Genomic DNA, 25177 nt, shown 5'->3' on the forward strand with positions numbered 1-25177 from the left:
GTAATTAAATTAGAATAATGGAATCTAAATATAACAGTTTTTGTAAGAGGGTGGTGCTTATAACTTAAAGCTATCGAGAAGATACAAAATTTAAATGAAATAATTGAGAGAGGGGTTGGAGTTTGAAAAATGCGGAATAAAAAAGTGAAGTTTCTTGGGATTGCTACAATCGTGTTGTTATTTTCACTTTTACTTACATCTTCATTTAGCGCTGAAAACATTACGGGGACGAATCCCTTGGATGTATCTTCCGAGAGGATTAATTTAGGTAAGGTGAGTCAAATGAACGCTTATTCTAGGACAGTTAGCACTTCGGAATTTGCAAATCCTGTTAATATTGCAGGAGCAGATCCACACGTTATGCTACATTCAGATGGTTACTATTATTTTACTCGTACTTTAGGACATCGGCTTGATGTATGGAAGTCAAGGACGTTAACCGGAATTGACCTTGGCGAGCGTAAAACTGTATGGACAACTCCGCCACATTTAAGAGACATTTGGGCTCCAGAAATTCATTTTATTAATGGTAAATGGTATATCTACTATACAGCCAACACTGGTTGTGGAGATGCATGCCGCGGGATTTATGTTCTGGAGAATTCTTCTGCCGATCCCTTAGAAGGGGAATGGGTTGATAAAGGGAAAGTTAATACGGAATACTCCGGACTTGATGGAACCGTATTTGAACATAATGGTCAAATGTATTTCGCTTACGCAGCATATGGAAACTGGTCTGGTCAACACGGCAGTGCTATTGCCATAGCCCAGATGTCTAATCCATGGACATTAAGTGGAGAAAATAATATTTTGACTTATCCAGAATATGAATGGGAAAAGAAAGGGATGCACGTTAATGAAGGCGCTGTCATCCTAAAGCGAGATGATAAAATCTTCCTCATCTTTTCAGGAAGTGCCTGTTGGGAAGATGATTATGCTATCGGGATGTTAACAACTTCAGTGAATAGTAATCTGTTAGATCCTGCTTCTTGGTCGAAGTCACCAGAGCCATTATTTAGTAAATCTATAGAAAACGGTGTATATGGTCCAGGGCATAATTCATTTGTTCAAACAAAAGATGGAACTGAAGAGTGGATTGTTTATCACGGAAACAGTGCACCTGGACAAGGATGTGGAGCGCGTCCAACAAGGATGCAAAAAATCACTTGGAATGATGATGGCACACCAAACTTCGGTGTTCCAACGAATGGTCCTTTAGAAGTTCCATCTGCTGAATATAAAATTGAAGCGGAACACGGTACTCTTCATAAAGTAAAATTAAATAGTAGAAAAGGTGCTTCCAATCAAACAGTAACCCTTAATAATGTGAATAGCTCCTTGCTCATCGAGGATATAAATGTTCCAGAGGCAGGAACGTATACGATGACAGTTACGTATTCCAATTATGCAGGGGCAGATGCGACAAACTACGTATCTGTTAATGGAAAATCTCAGTCTATTTTAACTTATCCAACTACTGGCAAGAATAATTTCAGTACAGTTACAATGGAAGTTGATCTTAAAAAGGGATATAACAATACCATACAATTTATGAAAGATAAACATTTGGTTGAAATTGATTATATTGAGATCTCCGGCGAAGTCAGCTTCTCAATTGAAGCTGATGCAACTTATAAACTAGTGAATCCTAATGGAAATAAAGCATTACATGTCGATGATAGAAATAATGTGTTAGCATGGGATGACTCGAATGGAGGAGCTTCTCAAACTTGGCAAATGGTTGAGTTGGCAGATGGAAGTTATAAAGTTATCCATCCCGCCAATGGTAAAGTGCTTTCGTTAGATGGCAACCCTGCGGAGGCATGGGTAAATGTGAATGTTCAAGATTGGAATGGTACTGATATACAAAAATGGAGATTAGCCCATGTAGGTAATGGATACTACAAATTACTCAATGTCGCAAGCGGAAAGGCACTAGATGTGGGTGGGGCGAGTATTGAAAATGAGAATGTAGGAACCTGGGAGGACCTCCCAGGTGGAATTGCACAAATGTGGTTATTTTACAAACTAGATTGATTATGAGACTAAAGAAAATGGTTGCTCTGGAATAATTAGAGAAAAAATTATGTAAATAAAAAAAGAAAGATTGGAAAAGGCTGTCTAAAAAAGTGGGGCAGCCTTTTGTGTAGATATGAGATGAATATTTATTTTTTTTAAAAAATCAGCTGTCACAAAATCCTTTCCTTAATCGTTTTGATTACAGAACGATAATCAGGAGGGATTTTTTTATGTTTAAATATGATGTTGCTGTTGTTGGTGGGGGATTAGCAGGGCTTACTGCAGCAAATTTTTTAGCAAGGGAAGGAAAAAAGGTTATTGTTTTGGAAAAATCCAATCGTCTTGGTGGAAGGGCGATGACGAACAATAAAAATGGCGTTCTTATGAATTTAGGACCGCATGGACTCTATATCTCAGGAGATGCGATGACGATTTTAACTGAACTTGGATTAACCATTCCGGGTGGAAATGCTTCAAAATCCGTAGAAATTCATGGCATTCTCAATCATTCAGTTCAAGTCATTCCAACAGATTTTACATCGATCATGTCATCCTCTCTTTTATCATGGAAATCTAAGTTTGTGTTTGGGAAATTAATGTTAAAGTTAATGAAATTAAATGTTAATTCTATTTCGGAAGTTAGCCTAAAGGAGTGGGCTGATGCGGAAATAAGCGATCCGATGGTAAGGCATATATTTTATTCGATTTGCCGATTGACGACGTATACAAATTCACCGACCTTACAGCTTGCAAAGCCAGTTTTAAATCAAGTACAGCGTTCTTTAAAAGGCGGGGTTTTATATGTGGATGGAGGCTGGGAAACGATTATCCAAAAACTTAAACAACAGGCAGTAGCGTCTGGAGTTGAAATATTTTCAAATAAAAATGTCACAAACATTGAACATCATGAGGACTATCAAAGCATACTATGTTCGGATGGGACGGTCCTTGACGTAGCTGATTGTATCGTTGCAGCTCCACCAAAAGAAGCTATGAAAATGATTAAGGGAGCGGAACAAACCACTCTACATCAATGGAATGAAAATACAATTCCTGTTACAGCAAGCTGTATCGATTTAGGGTTAAAAAAGTTACCTAACCCACAACACCAATTTGCTATCGGTCTTGATCAATCGTTATTTTTCACAAATCAATCGCGAGCAGCAAAGCTAAGTGAGGACGGGACATTAGTTGTAAGTTTAGTAAAATACCATAACCCGATAGAAGAAATTAACTTACATGCTGATAAGCAACAATTGGAATCAGTGATGGATTTGCTTCATCCAGGATGGAGACAAGAAGTGGTTGTGCAACAATTCTTACCCAAGTTAACGGTATTTCATGATTTCCCACATGTGAATCGAAAAGGGAATCCAGGTCCGATTATTCCAGAAATGAGCGGAATCTATATTGCAGGAGATTGGGCGGGTCATGAAGAAGTATTAGCTGATGCCGCAGTTGCAAGCGGTAAGCGTGCAGCGCTAGAAATTTTAAAAGCAAACGAAATGATATTCGTAAAGGAAGGTTAATCATTTTGGAGACTGAACAATTGTATCAGATGTATAAACCTTTGTTATTTTCAATTGCTTATCGAATGATGGGAAGTGTTGTGGATACTGAAGATCTTGTGCATGAGGCTTTCTTAACGTATAACCGTGTAAGCAGTAAAAAGGTTATTGAAAACCCAAAAGCTTATTTATGCAAAATCGTTATGAATAGCTCGATAGATAAAATTCGTTCGGCTGCAAGCAGGCGTGAGGTTTATGTTGGAGAGTGGCTGCCGGAACCATTGGTAGATGAAGAAAATGACCCTTCTCATTCTTATTTGATGAAGGAATCGATTTCTACTGCCTATCTTTTATTGTTGCAACAGTTGTCTGAAGCTGAAAGAGGTGTCTTTCTGCTAAGGGAGGTTTTGCAGTACAGTTATGATGAGATTGCAGATATTATGGAAAAATCGGCTGCGAACTGCAGACAGATTTTTCATAGAGCTAAACAAAGCATGGTGAATCGCCCAAAAGCTTCTGCGTTGAATTTCCAATCGATGAAAAGCAGTGTGGAACAATTTACGAATGCCTTGCAACAAGGAAATGTCGATAAAATGCTAGAATTATTGAAAACAGACTCTGTATATATATCTGATGGAGGAGGAAAAGTAAAAGCTGCGCTTAATCCAATCTATACATCAGAGCGAATTGCATTCTTGTTTACCAGTATAATGAAAAAGCTACCTGAAAACACGAGAATGGAATTCAAAGTTGTAAATGGATATCCAGGCGTCGTCATATCAATCAATGACTATGTCGCCTATGTGGTCTCGCTAGAATTCCTTGATGATAAGATTTCCCGTATTTATATGGTGGCAAATCCGGAAAAGCTTGCACATTTACAAGTAAAAGATCGTCAATAATTTTCACTCTTTGAACTCATACTATTTTCAGAGGTGAAAATAACATGTATAAATTGTTGTCCCATAATGATCTTGATGGAGTCGGATGTGGAATTTTAGCGAAGCTCGCTTTTGGTAAAGAGGTGAAGGTTCGCTATAATTCCGTTTCAGGTCTCGATCGAGAAGTTGCATGGTTTTTTGAAAATGAGAAAAAGGATACATTTTTGTTCATTACTGATTTATCCGTTAATGAGGAAAATGAAAAAAGATTAGATGCTTTTCATCATTCTGGAGGAAAGGTCCAACTGCTTGATCATCATTTAACTTCAGTTCATTTCAATGATTATGAGTGGGGAAGAGTTGTGGTTGAGGACGCAGACGGAAAATTAACGTCAGCAACTTCGTTATTTTATGAGTATCTTGTTGCACATCAATTAATGGAACCATCTGTTGCAGTTGAGGAGTTTGTAGAGCTGGTCAGGCAATATGATACATGGGAATGGGAGAAAAACGATAACCATCAAGCTCACAGACTCAATGCTCTATTTTTCTTAGTGTCGATCGAAGAATTTGAAGAAAAGATGATCACTAGACTTAAATCAAGCACACATTTCGATTTTAGCGAATTCGAAGAGAAGATTTTAGAAATGGAAGAAAATAAAATCGAGCGCTATATTGGTCGGAAAAAGCGCGAGGTCGTGCAAACCAAAGTGGATGGACTTTATGCTGGTGTCGTTTATGCCGAATTATATCATTCGGAACTTGGAAATGAGTTAGGAAAGGAATACCCACATCTTGATTATATCGCTATTTTAAATATGGGCGGAAAACGAGTAGGGTTTCGTACAATCCATGATCATATTGATGTTTCAGAAGTGGCGGGGAAATATGGCGGAGGTGGGCATGCCAAGGCATCTGGATGCTCTTTAGTGGAAGAAGCATACAATAAATTTGTAGTGGAAACATTCCACTTAGAGCCTTTGAGAGAAGATGCAAAGCGAAACCGTTATAATGTAAAACGTTCAATGTTCGGTTCTTTTTATAAAAATCGTGCGGAAGAAATTTTCCTAATTTATCCCTTGAACGAATGTGATTGGACCATTGATCATTATAAAAACCACAATGGATCAGACTTTTTCCAGTTTTGACGAAGCGGAAACTTTTTTAAAAAGAAATTATGGAGTATGGCTTGTTAGAGATGATACGTTTGTAAATTATTTGATGGAGGAAGTAAAAAGTATGAGGAACGAGTAAGGACAATTTGTTGCTCTACTTCATCTAACAACTGAAGTGCGAAAAAATTTTTTTAACCCCGTATCTTTTTATCCACCTTCATTCGTTTATAAGGTAGAGAGGTGTTAAAAGGAGTGGAAATGAATGTACACCAAACTTAGGGATAATAACAAGGATGATTTTCATATGGATAGGATTGAACAGCTATACCCTAGATTAGAACAATATTGCCATTTTCTTGCGCAAAATAAATGGGACGGAGACGATATTGCCCAGGAATCAATGGTAAAGGCAATTTTGAAGTATGGACATACACAACACGAATTAACACCCGCATTGTTAAATAAAATTGCCTATCATTGCTGGGTTGATATGGTCAGGAAAAGAAAGCATGAAAAGCTTGAATCAGATAACGAGTTCATAGAAGCTGAATCATCAAATAACACAAGACGGATTGAAAATAGTATCGATATTATTGAACATATAAGAAAGCTGCTTACTCCCAAACAAGCTGTCATCTTTTTGTTAAAAGAAGCTTTCCAATACCAAGCGAAGGAAATTGCAGAGTTATTAAATACGACGGAAATAGCGGTTAAGTCGATTGTTTCTCGAACAAAAAGAAGATTAGAAAAAAGTAACCAAAATGATACGATTTTTTCCGTTGAACCGTATTGGTGTGAAGAAGAGCAAGAATTAATATTTGATTTATTCTATCAAGCTTTAAATTCCCAAGACCCTAATGAATTGATAGAGGCAATCCCGTCCTTCCACTCACTAGATAGTGAAGCCATTATTCCGAAGCTGGTAGTTAGTACAAAACAGCCACAATCCTTACACTCTCCTTCAAGCCATTTCTGTATGGCTGCATAGTGAAAACGAATTGGAGGAGTACTGATGAATTCAATCCCTTATGTAATTGAACAATCAAGCCGTGGTGAGCGTTCTTATGACATTTATTCAAGGCTGCTAAAAGATCGGATTATTATAATAGGTGACGAAATAAATGATCATGTAGCTAACAGCGTAGTAGCCCAGTTGTTATTTTTAGCAGCTGACAATCCTGATAAAGATATTTCAATATATATAAATAGTCCAGGAGGATCAACCTCTGCAGGATTTGCGATTTTTGATACTATGGAATACATCAAGCCAGATGTGAGGACAATTTGTACGGGAATGGCTGCTTCTTTTGGGGCAATGCTTCTCCTAGCAGGTAAAAAAGGAAAACGGATGGCACTACCTAATAGCGAAATTATGATTCATCAACCATTAGGTGGCGCAAGGGGGCAAGCAACAGAAATCGAAATATCTGCAAAACGAATTTTAAAACTACGTGAGCATGTGAATAAAATAATCGCTGACAGAACGGGACAGTCCATAGAAAAAATAGAAAGAGATACTGACCGTGATTACTACATGAGTGCGGAAGAAGCAAAAGAATACGGAATAATCGACGAGATTATTTATCCAAATAAATAACTTGAAAAAATGGATAAAGTCGATTCTTTTTAAAAATAGACCCTTATAAATATAGTAAACGTGCAATGTTAATCAGTAGTCTATATTCTACATTTTCAACTTTTTTCCTAATAAAATTAAATAGGAGCAAAAGCTATCATCTTTTGCTCCTTTATCATTATTGTTTCTTTTTTCTCTTCTTATTGTTTTGCTTTTGGGCTTCCGTTAGTGGTTCATTAGCAAATTCTTCTTTCATATTCGCTCCGAAGTCTTGTCCTTTTTCAGGGTTCATACCTGCAATATTACTGGCCGTTCTTTTTGATTTAGGCATCGTCTTCACCTCCATCGTATAGTGTGTGTTATGGTCATCAAATTATCCAAATTATTAGTCCATCGTTAGTTTCAACGTTTAATTCTACTTTTCCAGTGATATATAACAAGTACAAATAAATATAAGGGTTATGGATCCTATTTTTATTTAATATTACGGAGGTGGACAATATGTCGAAACGGTATAAAACAGGTGAAAATGCTCCGGAAAGCGGTAAATATAAGGTAGACGGTCCTGTTCATGGCGATTCAGAACATGAAGACACAACCATAGATATGGAGGAAGGTAATCAGTTTCCACCATCTCCAAATAGTCACGAAGCTGTTTATTGGGTAAAAGAATAAATATTTTATACAAAAGGTATGAAAAGGAAGCCAACATTTTTGTAATTTGGCTTCCTCTTTTTTTATGAAGGATTATTAAATTGCATACAGTATTAATATACAAGAGTAGTTAATCGACTGAAAGGATGTGTTTTTCTGCATGGTAAAAGTAGGGATTCAATTGTATTCAGTACGTAATTCGATTAAAGCAGAGCCTTTTAAAACTTTGGAAAAGATTGCTCAAGCTGGTTACAAGTATGTGGAGGCAGCAAATCATAACGCACTCGAAGATGATGGTGTAGGATTTGGCCTTTCCGCAACAGAAATGAAAAATGCGTTGGATGATCTAGGATTATCGATAATCGGCTGTCATATCAATCCACTGAATTTTGAACGTCTACCCGCAGTGCTAGATTATCATCAAGAATTAGGAAATAAGCAGATTGGTTGCGATATTGAATTTTTTCCATATGAAGATCTAGATTATTTAAAATTTAGATGTGAGTTATTCAATCAAGTGGGAGAAATGTGTAAGGATAGGGGGATGCGCTACTATTATCATAATCATTTTCAAGAGTTTCAAAGGTTTGGAGAAAAAACAGTGTACGATTTGATCATGGAACATACAGATCCTAAATTGGTTTTTATCGAAATGGATACATATTGGATCATGCGGGGAGGGCAAGATCCATTAAAGTTAATTGAAAAATATCGAGATCGACTCATTCTTCTTCATCAAAAAGATTTTCCTAAAAATGCTCCGCAGCCGGTAAACATGTTTGATGGAATCATCAATGACAATGAAACGATTTCTTTTCCTTTATTCGAAGAAACAAAGGATCCTCATTGCTTTACGGAAATTGGTACGGGAATAATGCCGATACAGGATATTATCATTGCTGCTTCAAAAGCGCCTAATTTAGAATACATTATATTGGAGCAAGATCATACAGATTTAGATGAAATTGATTCAATTAATGTGAGTATGGAGGCTTTTAAAAGATATTCCGGAACTGATTGGGAGTAATAGATTAACTTCAAAAAAAGGTGCCTTCACTTTGGAAGACACCTTATCTGTGTCAATTAGTTATTTTTCCAATATTATTTAAACTTTCTACAGACGCACCATCTAGACTTCCGTTTAAAATGGACTGAACATCTTTTAAAGTATCCGCAAGACCAACTTTTTCTCCCTTTCTGCCTGAAAAAGGTTCCGCGACGAAAAACGGTTGAGTGAGATAAGCTTCTAGGCGTTCACCGCGTTGATATGTTTCCAATTCGGAAGTTGGGATTCCTTCCATTCCTTTTACACTAACTAAGGATCGCAACTCCCGATATCTTCTTAATAGTTTTTGTGCTCGTTGTTGGATATTAACATGAGACTCGTCTAGATGGGCACCCTCTAAAACTGTAGATGTTGAATAAATCGGATTGACGGCTGGGTATTTGTTTCTGGCAACGAGATCGGCGTCAAAGTACCATAATGTTTCTAGCGGACCAAAAGGAATATTTTCATCTACGACTTCACCTTTTAGGTCCACGAGAAACGTTGTTACGTTATTAATTCCTTCAGCTTTTAATTTTTCTTGAAGGTCAAAGATTTCCCCGGTTAAGACATGTTCGCGGTCAGTCGCAAAAACAATATCTTTTTGTTGTTCGGTTTCTTTCACTTTTTCATACGCTTCTTCAATGGAGTTCGCTATGATATCAACTTCTTCAATCATTTCATTTAATTCAGGATGCTCGCCATCAGGCTTTAGAAGCATCGTGACATATCCTTCTTTTTTCAGGTTGCGGAATAATTCATCTATAATGACTAGCTGCCCCATTCCTGGTCTTGCAACCAACCCCACTGTTCCACCCTTTGCAATTGGTGCAAACAAATCCAGCACTTTAATCTTTGTTTCAATCATTTCGACAGATTCATCTCTTAAGATTAGTTCATCTAAACTACATTTTGCTAAAGATGCTAGTGCGACAATTGTTTTAACTTCTGCGCGTCCAACAGGAATTTTTCCAGTACATAAATTTGAAACGGTGGCTGGACGCAAACCAATAGAGCGTGCCGCACTTGTAAGGTTTGGAACTCGTTTTTTTAATAATGATACGTTTAGTCGTAAATGTTCCATTTAAAAACACCCTTTTTCCTTTTTTATTTGAAATTACCTTTGAATCTCAATGGATATGCGAATCCTAATATTTATTAATTCCCTTGCCGATACTAGTCTTCTTTTCACATGACTTTTGTGTTTTTTATTTGAGAGCATCCAAGCCCGGTCAGCATTTCGTTGTCTTTCTTTTTCGTCTAGCTCCATCCTTTTTTCTACTGAATACAAGTCGATCATTTTGATTTCCTCCTTGGCCTATTAAATTAAAACGTTTGCATCCATCATCTTCATAGTTCAATTCAAGGAGTGTTCGAAATCTTTAGTTGTTTGATGACGGCTGGCTCTATCCTCATATAATTATATTTGTTACTTTATATAGTAAATTAAATTACTCTTACCGTCAATAGGTAATTACGTTTAAGGGTAAAAATAATTACGTAATATTTTTATCGGAATACACTTTACAAAATTTTGGTAATCAATTATGATTAATATCATATGATATGTAACATATGATATATGTTAAAGGAGAATCCAAATGGCGCCTAAGAAGAAATTTACCAAAGAACAAGTCATTGACGCTGCTTTTGAAATAGCCAAAAAAGAAGGAATGGATACTATATCCATTCGTAAAGTTGCCGAAAAAATGGGGAGCTCAATTGCACCAATCTATGTGAATTTTAATGAAGTAGAAGAACTTAAGAGGGAGGTAATGAAAAAAATCATTGAATTAAGTAATCAGCTATTAAGTGAGGAAAATTCAGGACACCCATTTCAGGATATTGGTGTAGCAAGTCTACGATTTGCAAGGGAGTATAGTGTATTATTTCGCGACCTTGTCATGAAACAAACCGAATATTTAAGCAGTTATGATGAGGATATGGGTCATGGACTCGTTGAATTGATGAAAGGTGATTCGGATTTAGAAGGATTTTCGAAAGAAGAACTAATGACTATCTTTTTCAAAATGCGTGTATTCACAGTCGGCTTGTCTGTAATGGTTGCAAATGGCTTGCTTCCTGAAGAGTTCAATGAGGAAAAAGGCGTTGAACTTTTAAATAGTACAGCTACTGATGTAATTACATCTGCTCGCCTTAATAAAGGGGTGGTGGATTAACTTCATTAAATGTGGAGGGATTACAGTGGTAAATACATTGGTGAAACCGATTATTGATCAATCGTTATTGAATGAAGCGGTGAGGCAAATGGTAAAAAAGAAAAACAATTTTGTTGCTATTTTATGTGCAGAACAAGGTGATGATTTTTCTCATGGATAGGCTCAACAGGTAATCTTCAAGTCGACGATCAGTTTTTATGACCAGTGTTACAAAATTGTATGTGACTGCCGTCATTTTAAATTAAGAGCTGAAAATCAATTGCAATTGGAGGATAACATATCGAACTATCTTTCCAATGACATTATAGACGGTTTGCACGTTTTAAATGGGATGGACCATTCAAATGAAATCATGATTCAACATCTTATTTCCAACACTTCGGGGACTGCTGACTATTTTCTGCCAAAACAAGCCAATGGTATTGCAGGAGGATCTAACCTATTTAACGGAAAGGATGAAGCGTGGTCATTAGAGAAAACACTGGATAACATTAAGCAAATTAAACCACAATTTAAACCGGGAAAGAAAGCAAGCTAGTGTAGAACGAATTATCAACTCTTAGGGAAAATCATAGAAAATATAACGGGAATGAGTATTAAAGAAGTCTTTCAATCTTATATTTTTGACGAACTGAATATGTCCAAAACATATGATTATGAAGTTGAAAATGATACAAAACCCGTTTCTCTCTACTACAAATCTAAGCCTCTAGATCTTCCAAAATACATCTCATGTCCTTCTTTTACTCCTGAAGGGGGTATTGTCTCCATAGCTCAAGTAACGATGATTTTCCTTAAAGCTTTTTTCAATGGACATTTCAGTATCGCTCAAAAGAGGAATCTTACATTAATTTGAAGGGATAATAAGGAGTATGAAAATTTTAAAATGGATATTAATAACAAGTTTATATATGAGTTTAATGGTGGTTTTAAGCTCTCCAACATTTGCTGCTAGTTCTGAAGACTTTACTGATATTGAAACATTTATGGATAAAGTAGTGCAGGAAAAGATGGAAGAGTTTCACATTCCAAATGCAACAATATCTGTTGTATCGGATGGTGTAGTGATTTTTGAAAAAGGGTATGGATATGCTGATTTGAATGGAAAAAAAGAAGTTGATGCGGATAGAACATTGTTTCGGATTGGATCAACTTCAAAGCTTTTTACATGGACAGCAATCATGCAGCTAGTGGAGCAAGGTAAGCTTGATCTGAATGCGGATATCAATCAATACTTAGATTTTGAAATTCCTGCTAAGCTAGCAAAAGGTTCCGAGAAACCTCAACCCATTACTCTTACACATTTAATGACGCATACACCAGGGTTCGAAGATTATGCCGATTCAATTTTTAGGCTCTCATCCGAAAGTACCCTTCCTCTGAATCAATACGTACGTAAATTTTTGCCTGTTCGAGTATTTCCTGCAGGAGAAGTAGTAGCATACTCCAATTATGGTACTGCTCTCGCTGGTTATATAGTTGAACAAGTTTCAGGAATGCCTTTTTCAGAATATGTAGAACAGAGTATATACAAGCCGCTTGGAATAGAGCATAGTACGTTCCGTCAGCCAATGCCAGGAGAGTTAGCTAATGACTTAGCACATGCCTATCGATATTTTAATGGGGAATATCATGAAGGTAAATTCGAGTTTGTTCCAGAACCAGCTGGAAGCATGAGTAGTACTTCATCAGATATGGCTAGGTTTATGAATGCCTATCTGAATTATGGAAGTTTTAATGGTAACAGAATTCTTCAAGAAGATACGGTTCGAGAAATGTTTCAGCAACAATTTTCACATAATCCTAGTTTAGATGGGATGGCACTTGGCTTTATTGAAAAAACAGCTAATGAACAGAGAATTCTTTTTCATGGAGGAAGTACGACTCTCTTTGATTCAGGATTGTATTTAATTCCTGAAAAAAATATTGGAGTATTTATATCGTATAGTGGAAATAATTTCCTAACCCACACTGAAATATTGCAGGAATTCCTAGATCATTATTTTCCAGTCGCTACCACCTTTACTACTTCTATCCCGAATGGGTCTAAGGAACGTTCACAACAATATGTTGGAGAATATCATCAAAATCGCAAAAGCTTTACGACTTCCGAAAGCTTAGTAAGCTTGACAATGGGATTGATTCGTATTGAGGTAGATGAGGATGGTTATTTAGTCGTTACTCATAATGGAGAAAAAAATCATTTTGTTGAAATGGAACCTGGAACCTATCGCAATCTTAGAGAAGGTAGATCACCCGATGCATATGGTGAATTTCGAACGATTGCTTTTGAAACAGACCCGTATGGCAATATAATGCTTGCAACAGATGGTCCAATGACTTATTCAAAAGCACCTTGGTACGCTTCCAGTGGCTTTACGTTCGTGTCGATTATCATAGTTGTACTTCTCTTTTTGGTGAGTCTGATTTATTGGGGCATAAGAGGATTAATCGGAAAAATAAAACATAGAAAAACTCAATATCCTAAAATAGCCGTTGTGGCAAAGTGGGTTGCTATAACATATGGTTTCCTCACATTAGGACTAATCATTGGAGTCATTTCCACTGGCGCACTAGATCCATTATATGGATTACCAAAAGCTGCTTTAGGTATATTGCCGTCATGGAGTTCTATCACTGATTTGATTCCCGGAGCTATGTTATTTTTAGGGATAATTATGCTCATCCTAGCCGTCTGCGTTTGGTGGAAAAAGTATTGGAGATTACGAGGTCGCCTACATTATACAATTCTAACTATCTTCACATTAAATCTTTTATGGATATTTGGATATTGGAATTTATTTTGATAGATATAAAACCTTGGAGAAAGAATTTTTTCAACAAGGTTTTTCTTTTTGAAATTTCATGTGATTGTAAAGTACTGGAAACTAGTATATGGTTAAATTATCGAATAATTCAAAAAAGGAGGATCGTGAAAATGAGATTTTTGATTTTGTTAGCTCCAGGTGAGAATTGGAGAGATGATGTCGTTTTGCATAATCAACCTTTTATGCCGGAACACGCGGTTTATGTTCAAGAAGCGTATCTTCAAGGGAAAATTATTCTAGCAGGTCCATATGAAGACTTAACGGGTGGAGCCATTGTCATTGATGTTGAAAATAAGGATGATGTGCAAGGCTTTGTTGAAAATGATCCTACAGTGAAAAATGGCATTTTTACATATCAAATAAAACGTTGGGGAGAAGGCATGAGTAAGTTTGAAAATATCAGTCCTAATTTTGATCAAAGATATATTGACTACAAACATAAGGTGCAAAAAGAGTTAAATATCATCTAAAATCATAAAACTGCTGGTAGTGAAAAAGCTTTGGGTAGATATTATAGAGGAATCGCCGAACTTGTCAATAATGATATTAGGGATAGGGAAGATCGATATTTTCCTAGGATCAATAAAAGATGAAAAGAGAGGACCATGATGAAAATTGCACTTATTGGAGATAGTTTAACGGAAGGAAGGCCAGGAGTTTCATTTGCTCGTATTCTTCAAAAAAAGTATGAAAATATTAATATTAAAAACCTTGGTAAACCAGGAGAAACGGTTACAAGTTTGAATAAAAGACTAAGAGAAACAGAGATAGAAGAATCTTATGATTTATCATTTTTATGGATTGGGGTTAACGATGTTTTTTCCAAATTACTAAAAGTTCAAGCCCAGCCAGTCGTACAAAATAATGAGGAATTTAAAGAATGTTATGAGAAAGTTTTAGAATTAGTACTTCGTTTTTCGAATCAGGTTGTTGTCGTATCTCCTGCGTTAGTAGGAGAAAATACAAAGAATACCTCTAACAAAAAATTACAGGAATTGACGGCTATGATTCAAACTTTGGCTAGTAAATATCCTAATATTACATTTATAAATATGCACTCTGTATTCCTAAACAAGCTCGAGAAAGTCACAAGCTCTGATTATATTGGTACGAGTGTAATGAAAATGATGGTTGAAACTCTATTTTATAAATCACACTCTAAGATTGATGATTTATCAACAAAGAGAGGGTTGCATTTTACATTAGATGGAGTTCATTTTAATAGTAAAGGGGCAACTATAGTTGCGGATGTGTATTCTTCTATTATAGATGATCATTTAAAGAAATTTGCCGAGGGAAGATAATATAGGCAGCATATTAAAAGGTGGAAATTGTCACTGGAGGCATCTGGAATGGAAACTTTATACTATAATTTACATCACTTTAATACTTTGGTGAGTAAAACATTTTACCCATTAAAAATGAGCATAGGACATGCCTTTGCTCATTTATCGTACTTATCTCTCTATCAAGTTCGTTACCAACACATCAAACTCATTTTCGGGATTGTCTAAATGAAACACTCTTACTGTATCGTTTTGATCATCCACTCGCTGAATGTACACTGGTTTTCCGTTATACATAACATTCTTCATATCAGGTGATTCCGCAATTTCAGCCGCTCTTTGTATATTCATTTATGTACCTCCTTTATATTAAGGACCCAATTCAACTAATCCTTCTATATCTACAACCTGCTTATTTTTCATTTCATCAAGAGGAAAAATGGTTACTGTATTATTTTGAGCATGTACTTCTTTGAGAAAAACGGGTATTCCATGATAATTTACATTGATCATTGTCGGTGAGTTTATTATTTCTTGAACTCGTCGAACGTCCAAATTCCATACCTCCTTTCAAATGATATTTTTGCTAAATACTTTACATTTATACTTCTTTATCTTAATTGCATTATAGAAGGTGAATTGGTAAATAAAAATAGGCTGCTGACTTATGTTGTCAACAGCCTAATGTATGAATCAAATTGGATTACGATACCCAGTATTTGCTTTCACTTTTACTTCAGCAAAGCGTTTTGCATCTTGTTTACTAGATAATACCGTTCCAATTGCTGCCCCGATGAAACCGATTGGGACTGACAGTAAAGCAGGGTTCGTCAATGGAAAAATCGGATTCCCCGTGAAAAAGGCAGCTCCCTCTACCGGCGAAATAACATTAGGGCTTATGGCAACAAGAATAAGAGATGATAGTAAGCCGGCTAACATACCACTCATTGCACCTGTTGTGTTAAAACGTTTCCAATAAATGGTGTAGATAATTACTGGTAGGTTTGCGCTCGCAGCAACACAAAATGCCAATGAAACGAGAAATGCCACATTCAAATTTTGAGCAAATAATGCAAGTAAAATAGAGAGGACAGAAACACCGAGTGCGGCATATTTTGCAGCTTTCATCTGTTGTTTCTCCGATGCTTTTCCTTTTTTGATGATTTGTCCATAAATATCATGTGCGAATGCAGAGGCACCAGACAATACAAGACCTGCTACAACAGCTAATATCGTCGCAAAAGCAACGGCTGATACAAAGGACATTAACACATCACCGCCGAGTACTTGTGCCAGCAGGGGAGCAGCCATATTTCCAGCAGCGTTACTGCTTTTAATCGCTTCAGATCCGACAAAAGCAGCCGCCCCAAAGCCAAGAAATATTGTCATAACGTAAAAAATTCCTACAATCCACGTTGCCCAAATGACAGAACTGCGAGCTGTTTTCGCATCTTTTACAGTGAAAAATCTCATCAAAATATGAGGCAGTCCTGCTGTACCGAGAAGGAGTGCAATCATAAGTGAAATGGTATCTAATGGGACTGTATATTTAACTCCTGGATTTAAATAAGCTTCACCTAAAGGTGTTGCGTTTTTCATCGTGCTGAACATTTCCAAAATATTAAAATGAAAACGTGAAAGGACTAAAAATGAAATAATTATCGTACCGAGCATAAGTAAAACGGCTTTAATAATTTGTACCCAGCTTGTTGCTGTCATTCCGCCGAACATAACATAAATCGTCATCATGACTCCAACAATTAATACGGCGATCCAGTAATCGATTTTAAATAATAGTTGAATTAGGGCTCCTGCACCAACTAATTGGGCAATCATATAAAAAATAACAATTGTAACCGTATTCAAAGCGGCGGTCGCTCTTACTTTTTTTGCATCAAAACGAGAGTTAATCATATCGGCAAGTGTATATTTTCCAAGATTACGAAGCGGCTCTGCAACAATGAACATGACTACAAGATAAGCGACAAGATAACCAATACTAAATAAGAAACCATCAAAACCAGTTAGTGCTATAGCACCGGCAATTCCTAGAAAAGAGGCCGCTGATAAATAGTCTCCCGCGATTGCCAGTCCATTTTGATATCCCTTTAAACCGCCACCCGCTGTATAAAATTCATTCGCTGTATTTGTTCTTTTTGCTGCGTAGTACGTAATCCAAAGTGTCATAGCAACGATAATCAGAAATAAGGTTATAACCGTCCCATTCACTGTGCCTTCCTCCCCTCATTCGTTTCTTTCCACACATCTTCAACCATGTTATCGAATTTTACAGCCTTTTTCATATAAATGGTTGCTAAAGTCCATGTCATCACAAATAATAGCAATGCATAAATCCATGCCCATGAAATATCTCCAATAGCGGGGCGGTCCATGATATCGGTATAGGAAATTAATATAGGAAAAAGTAAATAGAATGCAACAAATAGGATAATAGATGGAACTAAAAATTTTCTTTTCGCCTTCAGTAATTCTTGAAACGGAGCACTCCTTTCAATCCTTTCAAAGTCTTCCACTTTTTTCAGTTTAGTTCCTTCAAAAGCTGTCTTAGCCATTTATAAATCCTCCTTTTTTAAAGCGTTTTCAAAATATATGGAACATATCTAAAAGTTAAAGGAATGAGATTATGACTGTCAATTTGATTTTAAAAATTCGTTCTTTAGTCATTTTTCTGTATAAAGCTAAAATAACAATAAAATGAATCATTAAGCTTTGTTTTACAATGAATTTGATCATATTAATGAATATTTTCCATTGGGAATAAAGGATGAGTGAAGAGTAGTTCGAAAGTTCTGATTGGGGTAAATCATCAAACAACTAACGTATAAGACAATTTTTATATGCTATAATCCAAAGGATAGAATTATATTATTGTATTTTGTAAGCGCTTAATTTTTTATCTCATACACATAATTTTTGAAAAGGTGGAGTAAGAATGAGGAAATATGCAAAAGTATTTTCAATTGCAGTTATCGTCGCTTTGGTGATGACAATGTTGCCAAATCATCAGCAAGCAAAAATTCCAGACGACGCAATTATGTTTCAAGACTTTGAAGGTTCTGAAGCGTTGTTCAAAGCTGCACAAGGAGCAACTGGTGCATTGTCTATGGAAGAGGCTTATGAAGGAAAACAATCACTCAAGTATGAAGTGTTATCAAGCGGAGATCCGAGTGTGAGCAAGGCAAGTATCAGTATTAAATCTATGGGAAAACCAATTGATGCGACTGGTATGGAATACTTTGTATTTTACATAAAAGATACACAAGGGGCGAATACAATAAAAATCGCTTTAACAGACAGCAGTGGAAAATCAACCGATTTTGGCTGGAAAGCGATGAACACTAAGAAAAATGAGTGGGTGCGATACGAGGTTCCAATGAGTAGTTTTGCAGGAATTGATTTTTCGAGCATTAGCGAAGTCCGAATTGGTCAATGGAACGAAGGTATTTACTATATTGACCAACTATTTTTTGCAAAGAGTCTTCCACCTATTCCGCCGGATCAGCCGACAGCATATCATCCATCGGGTGAATACGATAATTTTGTTGTAGTGGAGCTTCGCACGTATTCTGTTGGAACGGACATTTATTATACAACTGACGGCACGTTACCTACTAAGGAGTCTTCACTTTATAAGGGTCCATTAAGACTTGAGTCGAATACAACCCTAAAAGCTGTAGCGTATAATCCAAAAGGTGATATTTATAGTGAGGTAAGCACGTTTGATTATGTGATCCACCAAAAGGAGGATTTGGCGAAACCGATTGCCTATCCAGCTGCGGGAACATATGTAGTTCCCCAATCTATTGAACTTTCAGCAGTTGAAGATGCAACGATTTATTACACGACTGATGGAAAAATTCCTACGACTTCCTCCAAAAAATATTCACAACCGATAAAAGTTTCCAAGGATACGGTTATCAAAGCAATTGCTGTGAAGGATCAGCTGCAAAGTGAAGTGGCGGTCAATCAGTATACAATTGATAAAAATCCAACTGCATTTTTAAAAACGGATGGAAAGAAAATGCGTAATAATTATGGTTCCGGAGATGAAGTGATTCTCCGAGGTACAAATGCAGGTGGTTGGTTAGTAATGGAAAGTTGGATGTCTCCGACGAATTCACCGGATCAGAAAACAACGATTAAAACATTGACGGATCGATTTGGAGAAAAAACTGCTTGGGAGCTTATCAAACTTTATCAAGACAATTATTGGACAGAGGTGGATTTTGATAATATCAAGGAAGCAGGAATGAATACAGTTCGTCTGCCTTTTTCATATTTTGAAATGTTAAATGGTGATGGAAGTTTAAAGGCAACAGCTTTTGACCGTATGGATTGGTTTATTGAAGAAGCGGCCAAAAGGGAATTGTATGTCATTTTAGATATGCACGGAGCACCGGGTTCTCAAAATGGAAAAGACCATTCAGGTGATACGGACCGTCCTGATAAAGGAAACCTTTTTGGAAATAAAGAAAATATGGATAAAACGGTTTTCCTTTGGGGAAAAATTGCGGAAAGATATAAAGATGAAAAATGGGTGGCAGGCTATGATTTGTTAAATGAACCAGGCGGTGCTACTGGAATTGAGCAATTTGATTTTTATGATCAGCTCTATAAAGCTGTGAGAGCGAAAGATAAAAATCATATGATGTTTATTGAAGCGATATGGGAACCGTATCATTTGCCAAAACCTGACTTATACGGTTGGGAAAATGTTGTCTATTCCTATCATTTTTATGGATGGGATAATATTGATAGTTTTACTTCGCAAAAGAGATTTACAGATTCGAAAATTCCGATGGTCAATGAGATGACGAATTATAATGTTCCTTTGTTAGTGGGAGAATTTACGTTGTTTAATAATCTCCAAAGCTGGGATTATGCGTTAAAAGTTTACGAGGAGCAAGGCTGGAGTTTTACAACGTGGTCATATAAGGTGACGGGCGAAGGAAGCAGTTGGGGGATGTATACTGGAAATCCTCCAAAAGTAAATATTCAAAGAGACAGCGAAGAGGAAATTCGTAGTAAATGGAGTCTGGTTGGGACAGATACTTCTTTTAAACGGAACGATTCCTTTGTAGATATAATCCGAAATTACGCAAATCCAGATTTTAGAAACTCTGATGAAAGAACATGGGTTGCGAATTTTGAAGGACTTGATGAAGATACGACATTTGAAACGGGAAGCCTGGCGACGGCTTCATTGGATTTTGAGAATAAAGCGAATGGCGATGCTTCTCTTAAATTAGTCATAGATGACAGCGGTAATAAGGATGCTACGCGGCAATACGTAAGTATCAAGACTTCTGTCAATTTTGCGGATGACTCGAGTACGTATCCTAAATATCTTCTTTTCGATGTGTTTAATGGAACGAAAAAAGAAAGCACAATAACCGTAACATTGATTGATAAGAACGGAAATCAAGCTACCGCGAAAACCCACACGGCTACAAAAGCATTGTCAAATGCATGGTCAAGAGTTCCGTTGTTATTAAAATCAATTAGTGGTGATATTGACAAATCATCGATTGTTGAAATACGTCTTGCGATGGAAGATCCCGGGACATACAACTTTGATAACATTTTTGTAGGCCAATCCTTTTCAAATAATTTGCCGGCGGAATTAGATTTTCATACGGTAAGAGGACTAGTGGAAAAAGCTAATATCCAACTTGAAGGAATACGGAATGCGTTGCTCGTCCAATTAGATAATGCTGAGCGAGATTTTGAAAAGGCAAGTGCCTTAATGAAGCAAGGAAAGGAAAAACAAGCGGAGCAAGCTAGAAAAAGTGGCTATTCAACGCTTGAAAGTCTAACAGATTTTGTTTCCAAACATTCGGGAAAACATATCCCTAAAGAGAATGCTGAAAAAATCATTTGGGCACTAGAACATGTGTATTTTTATTAAGAAACTCTTGCTGCTATTTAAATCATTTGAATACCAAAAAACATTATATTTTTAATAGACAAAACCATATGATGTACAGTGCCACATGCCACACAAGGTATGTGGCATGCTTAATGCTGGAGTGGTCAATAATCGTAAGCCCTATGCATGGATTCTCATTCATCGTTTCCGATGTCACAAATCAGAGTCAGACATTGTTATATGTATGAAACGTAAAAAGGAGCTGAGGAATGATGAAAGATTTGACATGCATAATCATTGGAGGCGGCTATGTAGGTCTTGCCGCGCTCAAATTAATAAAGGAAAAGACCAAAGGTATGACGAATGGGCGGCGGATTAGGTTTGTTCTGATTGACAAGGAGCCCGGTCATTTGCGCAAATTTAGGTTATTTCGCCCGACTACGGTTGAAGAAGAAATAATGATTCCTTGGAATGACTTAGTTTTAGAAGGATTCGAATTTGTGCACGGTACAGTTACATTTGTGGATAGTGGTGAAAAACGGATTCAATATACTGATGCGCAAGGAAATGATGCCCAGATTCATTATGATCTTTTAGTTGTGGCTGTTGGCAGCAGCGTAAGAAGACCAGATCCCAATCAAGGCGGCATCACTTTGGTAGACCCACAAGAGGCATCAGAAATAAGGAAGCGCTGGCGTGCCAATATGCGGAAGGCTGCTCACGAGACGAACCCTAAAGAACGAAAGCGGCTGACAACAATCGCGATTGTGGGAGCGGGCATCAGTGGCATTGAGACGTCCGCAGACCTAGCTCTCGCCATGAAGAGGGAAGCAACGGCACTCGGACTGAATTCATTCGATACCTCTGTCTATTTACTGAATTCACAGGAACGCCTGCTCCCGGAAGTATCGGAGAAATATAGACAGAAGCTAGTTCAGGAACTCAGTAAATGTGGAGTGACAGTGCTTAACAATCGCAAGGTATTGCGGGAGGAAGCAGGATTAGTGACGTTTAGCAATGGTGACAGTCTGCCAGTCAGCATCTGTATATGGATGATTGGTCTGATACCGAATCCGGGCCTGCGCGGCATGGGCTTGCCGCTGACTTCTGATGGCCGAGTAGTGGTAGATGGATCTTATCGCGTCAAAGGAGCACCGGGCGTTTACAGCATTGGCGACTGTGCGAGAATTGTCGATCCGAAAACAGGCGAGGAGGATCAGATGACGTGCTTTGAAGGTTCGCTGCAGGCATTTCGACTGGCGAAAATCGTGATGGCCGATCAGGAGGGCCGTCCTGCGCCAATTCACCGATCTTCAAAACCGAATATGGATAATTACTTCAATATCGGTCTGGGGCAAGAAGGAGTGTTTTGGATACGCAAATGGGGACTTGACATGGTCATGACAGGAAAGCTTCCGGGTAAAATTAAGAAGTTCGTAGAAGACAAAGCCAGTATGCTTAGATAGAAAAGAAGAGAACAAGATTACAATAGTTCTAACAGCCCAGAAAAGGAGATATAGCGATGGAAGAACTTTATGATGAATATAAAGCGCTACTGTTTACGCTGGCTTATCAGTTGACTGGCTCTGTTACAGACGCAGAAGATGTGGTACAGGACGTATTTTTTAAGGCGTACGAAGTACATGTCGAACGTTTGGAGGAGCCAAAGGCATATTTGTGCAAAATGGTAACCAATCACTGTCTCAATCTGCAGAAGTCGGCACGAAAAAGGAGGGAAATATACGTCGGTCCATGGCTCCCCGAACCGATTCGGACGCCGGAGGAGGATACGATCGAGACGACGGTCGTCCACCGCGATTTGTTGTCTTACGCTATGCTCGTACTATTAGAAAGGCTAACACCAACAGAGCGGGCAGTTTTCGTCCTCCGTGAGGCGCTAAGCTTCGATTACACCGAAATAGCCGAACTGCTCGACAAGCGAGAGGCGAATTGCCGCAAGCTGATGAGCCGTGCAAAAAGCAAGCTAGGACTATCAGAGGAGGAGACGGTCGCAAATGAAGCGGGCGAATTGGAATGGGTTAGCCGATTCCTTACATCCCTTGAGCAAGGTAACTTAGATCTTATAATGTCTCTGCTAACTGAGGACGTCTTGCTTGTCTCTGATGGAGGCGGAAAAGTAAAAGCGCTTAAGCGTTCTATACAAACTCGCGATCACGTGGCCCGAGTCCTCCTCATCGGAATTGGAAAGATTGCGGCCAATTATCAGGAAAATCTTCACCTCGATGTTACCCCTCTTAACGGTGAGACCAGTATAGTACTCCGTTCTGGTGATGAACCTATAGCTGCTATATTTGTACAACTCCGAGGCGGAAAGTTTGCCAGAATCTACATCGTACAAAATCCGGATAAGCTTACTAGGGTTTAGGAACGAATACATGCTTTGAATGTGGAAGTGGATTAATACCTAAACGATGTTCCAGCATGGACGATCGAGAACTGTTTAGCCAATTTGCACCCAAATCTAATATTTCATTTTTGAGATAGAAAGGGAAGTCTTTGTTGAGTAAATATAATAAAAGAGCTTGGGACCCCAAGCTCTTTTCATGTGGGCGGATATAGGGATTAATTTGTTAGATTCTTGTGATTTACTCTGTTTTGTAATTTACAGGATTTGCATCTCAAAAGTGCCCCCATTAGGTAGCCATAAAGAAGGTGTTTTTTCGATAATATACCTTTTTGAGTGGGGAGTGTTTGTTTTTGCCTAAATTTTAGATTTATAGTATCAAAACGTTTTTTCACACGTCTAATTTATAGTAAGGAGAGTTGTATATTCATAGGGACTATGGACAAATACATTTATAAGGTGGGAAAAAATTGTTTTCGGAGAGGATATTTATTTTCCTTGCTGCGTTGTTGCTAGCGTTGATGCCCTTAGGATATGAGTCATTTTATTTAAATGGTTCCAGTATAGTTTTCGCTGCAAATGAAAGCTACCAAACGACGGCCAATCTAAATTTGCGAACTGGTGCTGGAACAACGTACAAAGTAATAACAGTCATTCCGAAAGGAAAGCAAGTAACACTAATTTCCAAACACGGTACGTGGTTCAAAGTCAGCTATTCAGGAAAAACAGGATATGTCAGTTTAACGTATTTAAAACAAGTTACATCAACTTCAACACCAAAACCACAATCAGTTATATACTCCACGACAGACAACTTAAATTTACGAACTGGTGCCGGAACAACGTACAAAGTAGTAACGGTTATCCCGAAAGGAAAGCAAGTGACATTAATCTCCAAACATGGAACATGGTACAAAGTCACTTATTCAGGAAAAACAGGATATGTCAGTTCTACCTATTTAAAACAAGTCCCATCAACCACAGCACCAAAAGAGAATCCACAAACTGGACAATATGCTACAACTGACAACTTAAATTTGCGAAGCGGAGCAGGAACGAAATACAAGGTGTTAATGGTAATTCCTAAAGGAAAAGTAGTAACGCTTATTACGAAGCAAGGCACTTGGTATAAGGTGAATTATGCAGGAAAAACAGGGTATGTGAGCTCGCAATATTTAAAGCTGCTAACAAGTGATAATCCTAAATTAACCGTTAAAAATGGAATCACCTACGTCGACGGAATCATTGTGGTCACTAAACGCTATTCCCTCCCAGCAACGTATAATCCAGGTGAAAGTAAGGATGCCCGAGCTGCATTCAACAAAATGCTTACCGATGCCAAAAAGAAAAAGATTAGTTTTCAAGTAATCAGTGGTTTCAGATCTTATGATTATCAGAAAAACTTATATAACCGCTATGTAAAAACTTACGGTGAAGCAGAAGCATCTAGATTTAGTGCGAAAGCTGGACATAGTGAACATCAAACAGGTCTCACTTTTGATATTGGTGGACCGAACCAAGCTCACTGGCTAAAAGAATCCTTTGACAAAACAGCAGAAGGAAAATGGTTAGCAGTAAACGCTCATCGTTTTGGATTTATCATGCGTTATCCAAATGGGAAAGAATCAATAACGGGTTATATGTATGAGCCTTGGCATTTTCGTTATGTAGGGGTAGAACGAGCAGCAAAGATCTTTAATAGCGGAAAATCAATGGAGGAGTACTACGGTTTTTCAGGACAATAGATTAAGAGAATGTTCCTACCTATGACATATGTAAAATATGGAAAATTCGACCTATTTCAAAGCATTACGTTATACGGTATAGTAT

24 protein-coding genes and 2 pseudogenes are annotated in these 25177 nt (G+C 37.5%); 19 read left to right on the plus strand and 7 right to left on the minus strand.

Features of this window, described 5'->3' with window-relative positions:
• The first annotated feature begins 129 nt into the window (after positions 1–129).
• The 6 genes and pseudogenes from MT489_RS22325 (at position 130) to clpP (ending at position 7120) form a co-directional block, all read left to right on the plus strand.
• Entirely contained in the window at positions 130–2037 is a 1908-nt protein-coding gene (locus tag MT489_RS22325; RefSeq protein ID WP_307415721.1) for a family 43 glycosylhydrolase, read from the plus strand.
• A gap of 212 nt (positions 2038–2249) precedes the next feature.
• A complete protein-coding gene (locus MT489_RS12750) occupies positions 2250–3548 on the plus strand; it encodes a phytoene desaturase family protein (RefSeq protein WP_244681945.1) in 1299 nt (432 codons plus the stop codon).
• A 5-nt stretch (positions 3549–3553) separates the two neighbouring features.
• The gene (locus tag MT489_RS12755) at positions 3554–4429 is read left to right on the plus strand and encodes an RNA polymerase sigma-70 factor (RefSeq protein ID WP_244681946.1); all 876 of its coding nucleotides are present in this window, start codon (positions 3554–3556) and stop codon (positions 4427–4429) included.
• A 44-nt stretch (positions 4430–4473) separates the two neighbouring features.
• Positions 4474–5662, plus strand: a pseudogene (locus MT489_RS12760) (DHH family phosphoesterase).
• A 123-nt stretch (positions 5663–5785) separates the two neighbouring features.
• A complete protein-coding gene (locus MT489_RS12765; RefSeq protein ID WP_244681947.1) occupies positions 5786–6511 on the plus strand; it encodes a sigma factor-like helix-turn-helix DNA-binding protein in 726 nt (241 codons plus the stop codon).
• Between the two features lie 24 nt (positions 6512–6535).
• Positions 6536–7120, plus strand: a complete 585-nt coding sequence (gene clpP / locus MT489_RS12770) for an ATP-dependent Clp endopeptidase proteolytic subunit ClpP (RefSeq protein ID WP_220155172.1) — start codon at positions 6536–6538, stop codon at positions 7118–7120.
• Between the two features lie 157 nt (positions 7121–7277).
• Here the strand turns inward: clpP and sspO are convergent, their stop codons facing one another.
• The gene (sspO, locus tag MT489_RS12775; RefSeq protein ID WP_244681948.1) at positions 7278–7430 is read right to left on the minus strand and encodes a small acid-soluble spore protein O; all 153 of its coding nucleotides are present in this window, start codon (positions 7428–7430) and stop codon (positions 7278–7280) included.
• 170 nt (positions 7431–7600) lie between these two features.
• On the opposite strand from sspO, the gene MT489_RS12780 reads away from it, so the two are divergent.
• Positions 7601–7774 carry a YjzC family protein gene (locus MT489_RS12780; protein ID WP_244681949.1) on the plus strand — a complete coding sequence of 58 codons (174 nt, stop codon included), beginning with the start codon at positions 7601–7603 and terminating at the stop codon, positions 7772–7774.
• A 139-nt stretch (positions 7775–7913) separates the two neighbouring features.
• Positions 7914–8780: a sugar phosphate isomerase/epimerase family protein gene (locus tag MT489_RS12785; protein WP_244681950.1), complete on the plus strand. Its 867-nt coding sequence runs from the start codon at positions 7914–7916 to the stop codon at positions 8778–8780.
• Positions 8781–8832: 52 nt separating this feature from the next.
• On the opposite strand, the gene MT489_RS12790 is transcribed toward MT489_RS12785, so the two are convergent.
• Complete coding sequence (locus MT489_RS12790; RefSeq protein WP_244681951.1) at positions 8833–9882, minus strand: ATP synthase beta subunit C-terminal domain-containing protein; 1050 nt, start codon at positions 9880–9882, stop codon at positions 8833–8835.
• A gap of 33 nt (positions 9883–9915) precedes the next feature.
• On the minus strand, positions 9916–10098 hold the full coding sequence (locus tag MT489_RS12795) for a hypothetical protein (protein WP_244681952.1): 183 nt from the start codon (positions 10096–10098) through the stop codon (positions 9916–9918).
• Between the two features lie 301 nt (positions 10099–10399).
• Between MT489_RS12795 and MT489_RS12800 the strand changes: the two genes are divergently transcribed.
• The 7 genes and pseudogenes from MT489_RS12800 to MT489_RS12820 all read left to right on the plus strand — a co-directional run bounded on the left by MT489_RS12800 (position 10400) and on the right by MT489_RS12820 (position 15110).
• Positions 10400–10978: a TetR/AcrR family transcriptional regulator gene (locus tag MT489_RS12800; protein ID WP_244681953.1), complete on the plus strand. Its 579-nt coding sequence runs from the start codon at positions 10400–10402 to the stop codon at positions 10976–10978.
• Between the two features lie 25 nt (positions 10979–11003).
• A complete protein-coding gene (locus tag MT489_RS22170) occupies positions 11004–11138 on the plus strand; it encodes a hypothetical protein (RefSeq protein ID WP_280518615.1) in 135 nt (44 codons plus the stop codon).
• Positions 11139–11237: 99 nt separating this feature from the next.
• Positions 11238–11516 carry a hypothetical protein gene (locus MT489_RS12805; protein WP_244681954.1) on the plus strand — a complete coding sequence of 93 codons (279 nt, stop codon included), beginning with the start codon at positions 11238–11240 and terminating at the stop codon, positions 11514–11516.
• Positions 11517–11534: 18 nt separating this feature from the next.
• Positions 11535–11834 (plus strand): annotated as a pseudogene (locus tag MT489_RS22460) (serine hydrolase domain-containing protein); the annotation flags it as partial.
• A gap of 16 nt (positions 11835–11850) precedes the next feature.
• Positions 11851–13785, plus strand: a complete 1935-nt coding sequence (locus MT489_RS12810) for a serine hydrolase domain-containing protein (protein ID WP_244681955.1) — start codon at positions 11851–11853, stop codon at positions 13783–13785.
• A gap of 131 nt (positions 13786–13916) precedes the next feature.
• Positions 13917–14276, plus strand: a complete 360-nt coding sequence (locus tag MT489_RS12815; protein ID WP_244681956.1) for a YciI family protein — start codon at positions 13917–13919, stop codon at positions 14274–14276.
• Positions 14277–14414: 138 nt separating this feature from the next.
• On the plus strand, positions 14415–15110 hold the full coding sequence (locus tag MT489_RS12820; RefSeq protein WP_244681957.1) for an SGNH/GDSL hydrolase family protein: 696 nt from the start codon (positions 14415–14417) through the stop codon (positions 15108–15110).
• 153 nt (positions 15111–15263) lie between these two features.
• Here MT489_RS12820 and MT489_RS12825 read toward each other — a convergent pair whose 3' ends face one another.
• The 4 genes from MT489_RS12825 to MT489_RS12840 all read right to left on the minus strand — a co-directional run bounded on the left by MT489_RS12825 (position 15264) and on the right by MT489_RS12840 (position 17665).
• On the minus strand, positions 15264–15443 hold the full coding sequence (locus MT489_RS12825; RefSeq protein WP_244681958.1) for an H-type small acid-soluble spore protein: 180 nt from the start codon (positions 15441–15443) through the stop codon (positions 15264–15266).
• 18 nt (positions 15444–15461) lie between these two features.
• A complete protein-coding gene (locus tag MT489_RS12830) occupies positions 15462–15647 on the minus strand; it encodes an H-type small acid-soluble spore protein (RefSeq protein ID WP_244681959.1) in 186 nt (61 codons plus the stop codon).
• Positions 15648–15785: 138 nt separating this feature from the next.
• The gene (locus tag MT489_RS12835) at positions 15786–17321 is read right to left on the minus strand and encodes a solute symporter family protein (RefSeq protein WP_244681960.1); all 1536 of its coding nucleotides are present in this window, start codon (positions 17319–17321) and stop codon (positions 15786–15788) included.
• Positions 17318–17665, minus strand: coding sequence for a DUF485 domain-containing protein (locus MT489_RS12840; RefSeq protein ID WP_244681961.1), 348 nt, complete (start codon positions 17663–17665; stop codon positions 17318–17320). The genes MT489_RS12835 and MT489_RS12840 overlap by 4 nt, the downstream gene beginning before the upstream one ends.
• Before the next feature lie 380 nt (positions 17666–18045).
• On the opposite strand from MT489_RS12840, the gene MT489_RS12845 reads away from it, so the two are divergent.
• The 4 genes from MT489_RS12845 (at position 18046) to MT489_RS12860 (ending at position 25092) form a co-directional block, all read left to right on the plus strand.
• Complete coding sequence (locus MT489_RS12845) at positions 18046–21021, plus strand: chitobiase/beta-hexosaminidase C-terminal domain-containing protein (RefSeq protein WP_244681962.1); 2976 nt, start codon at positions 18046–18048, stop codon at positions 21019–21021.
• A 230-nt stretch (positions 21022–21251) separates the two neighbouring features.
• Positions 21252–22448 (plus strand): NAD(P)/FAD-dependent oxidoreductase, encoded by a 1197-nt coding sequence (locus MT489_RS12850; RefSeq protein ID WP_244681963.1) that lies wholly within the window; start codon positions 21252–21254, stop codon positions 22446–22448.
• Positions 22449–22504: 56 nt separating this feature from the next.
• A complete protein-coding gene (sigJ, locus tag MT489_RS12855; RefSeq protein WP_244681964.1) occupies positions 22505–23368 on the plus strand; it encodes an RNA polymerase sigma factor SigJ in 864 nt (287 codons plus the stop codon).
• Positions 23369–23817: 449 nt separating this feature from the next.
• Positions 23818–25092 (plus strand): SH3 domain-containing protein, encoded by a 1275-nt coding sequence (locus MT489_RS12860; RefSeq protein WP_244681965.1) that lies wholly within the window; start codon positions 23818–23820, stop codon positions 25090–25092.
• Positions 25093–25177 lie beyond the last annotated feature (85 nt).

The sequence above is a fragment of the Lederbergia wuyishanensis genome (assembly GCF_022900255.1).
GTDB classification, from domain to species: domain Bacteria; phylum Bacillota; class Bacilli; order Bacillales; family Bacillaceae_C; genus Lederbergia; species Lederbergia wuyishanensis.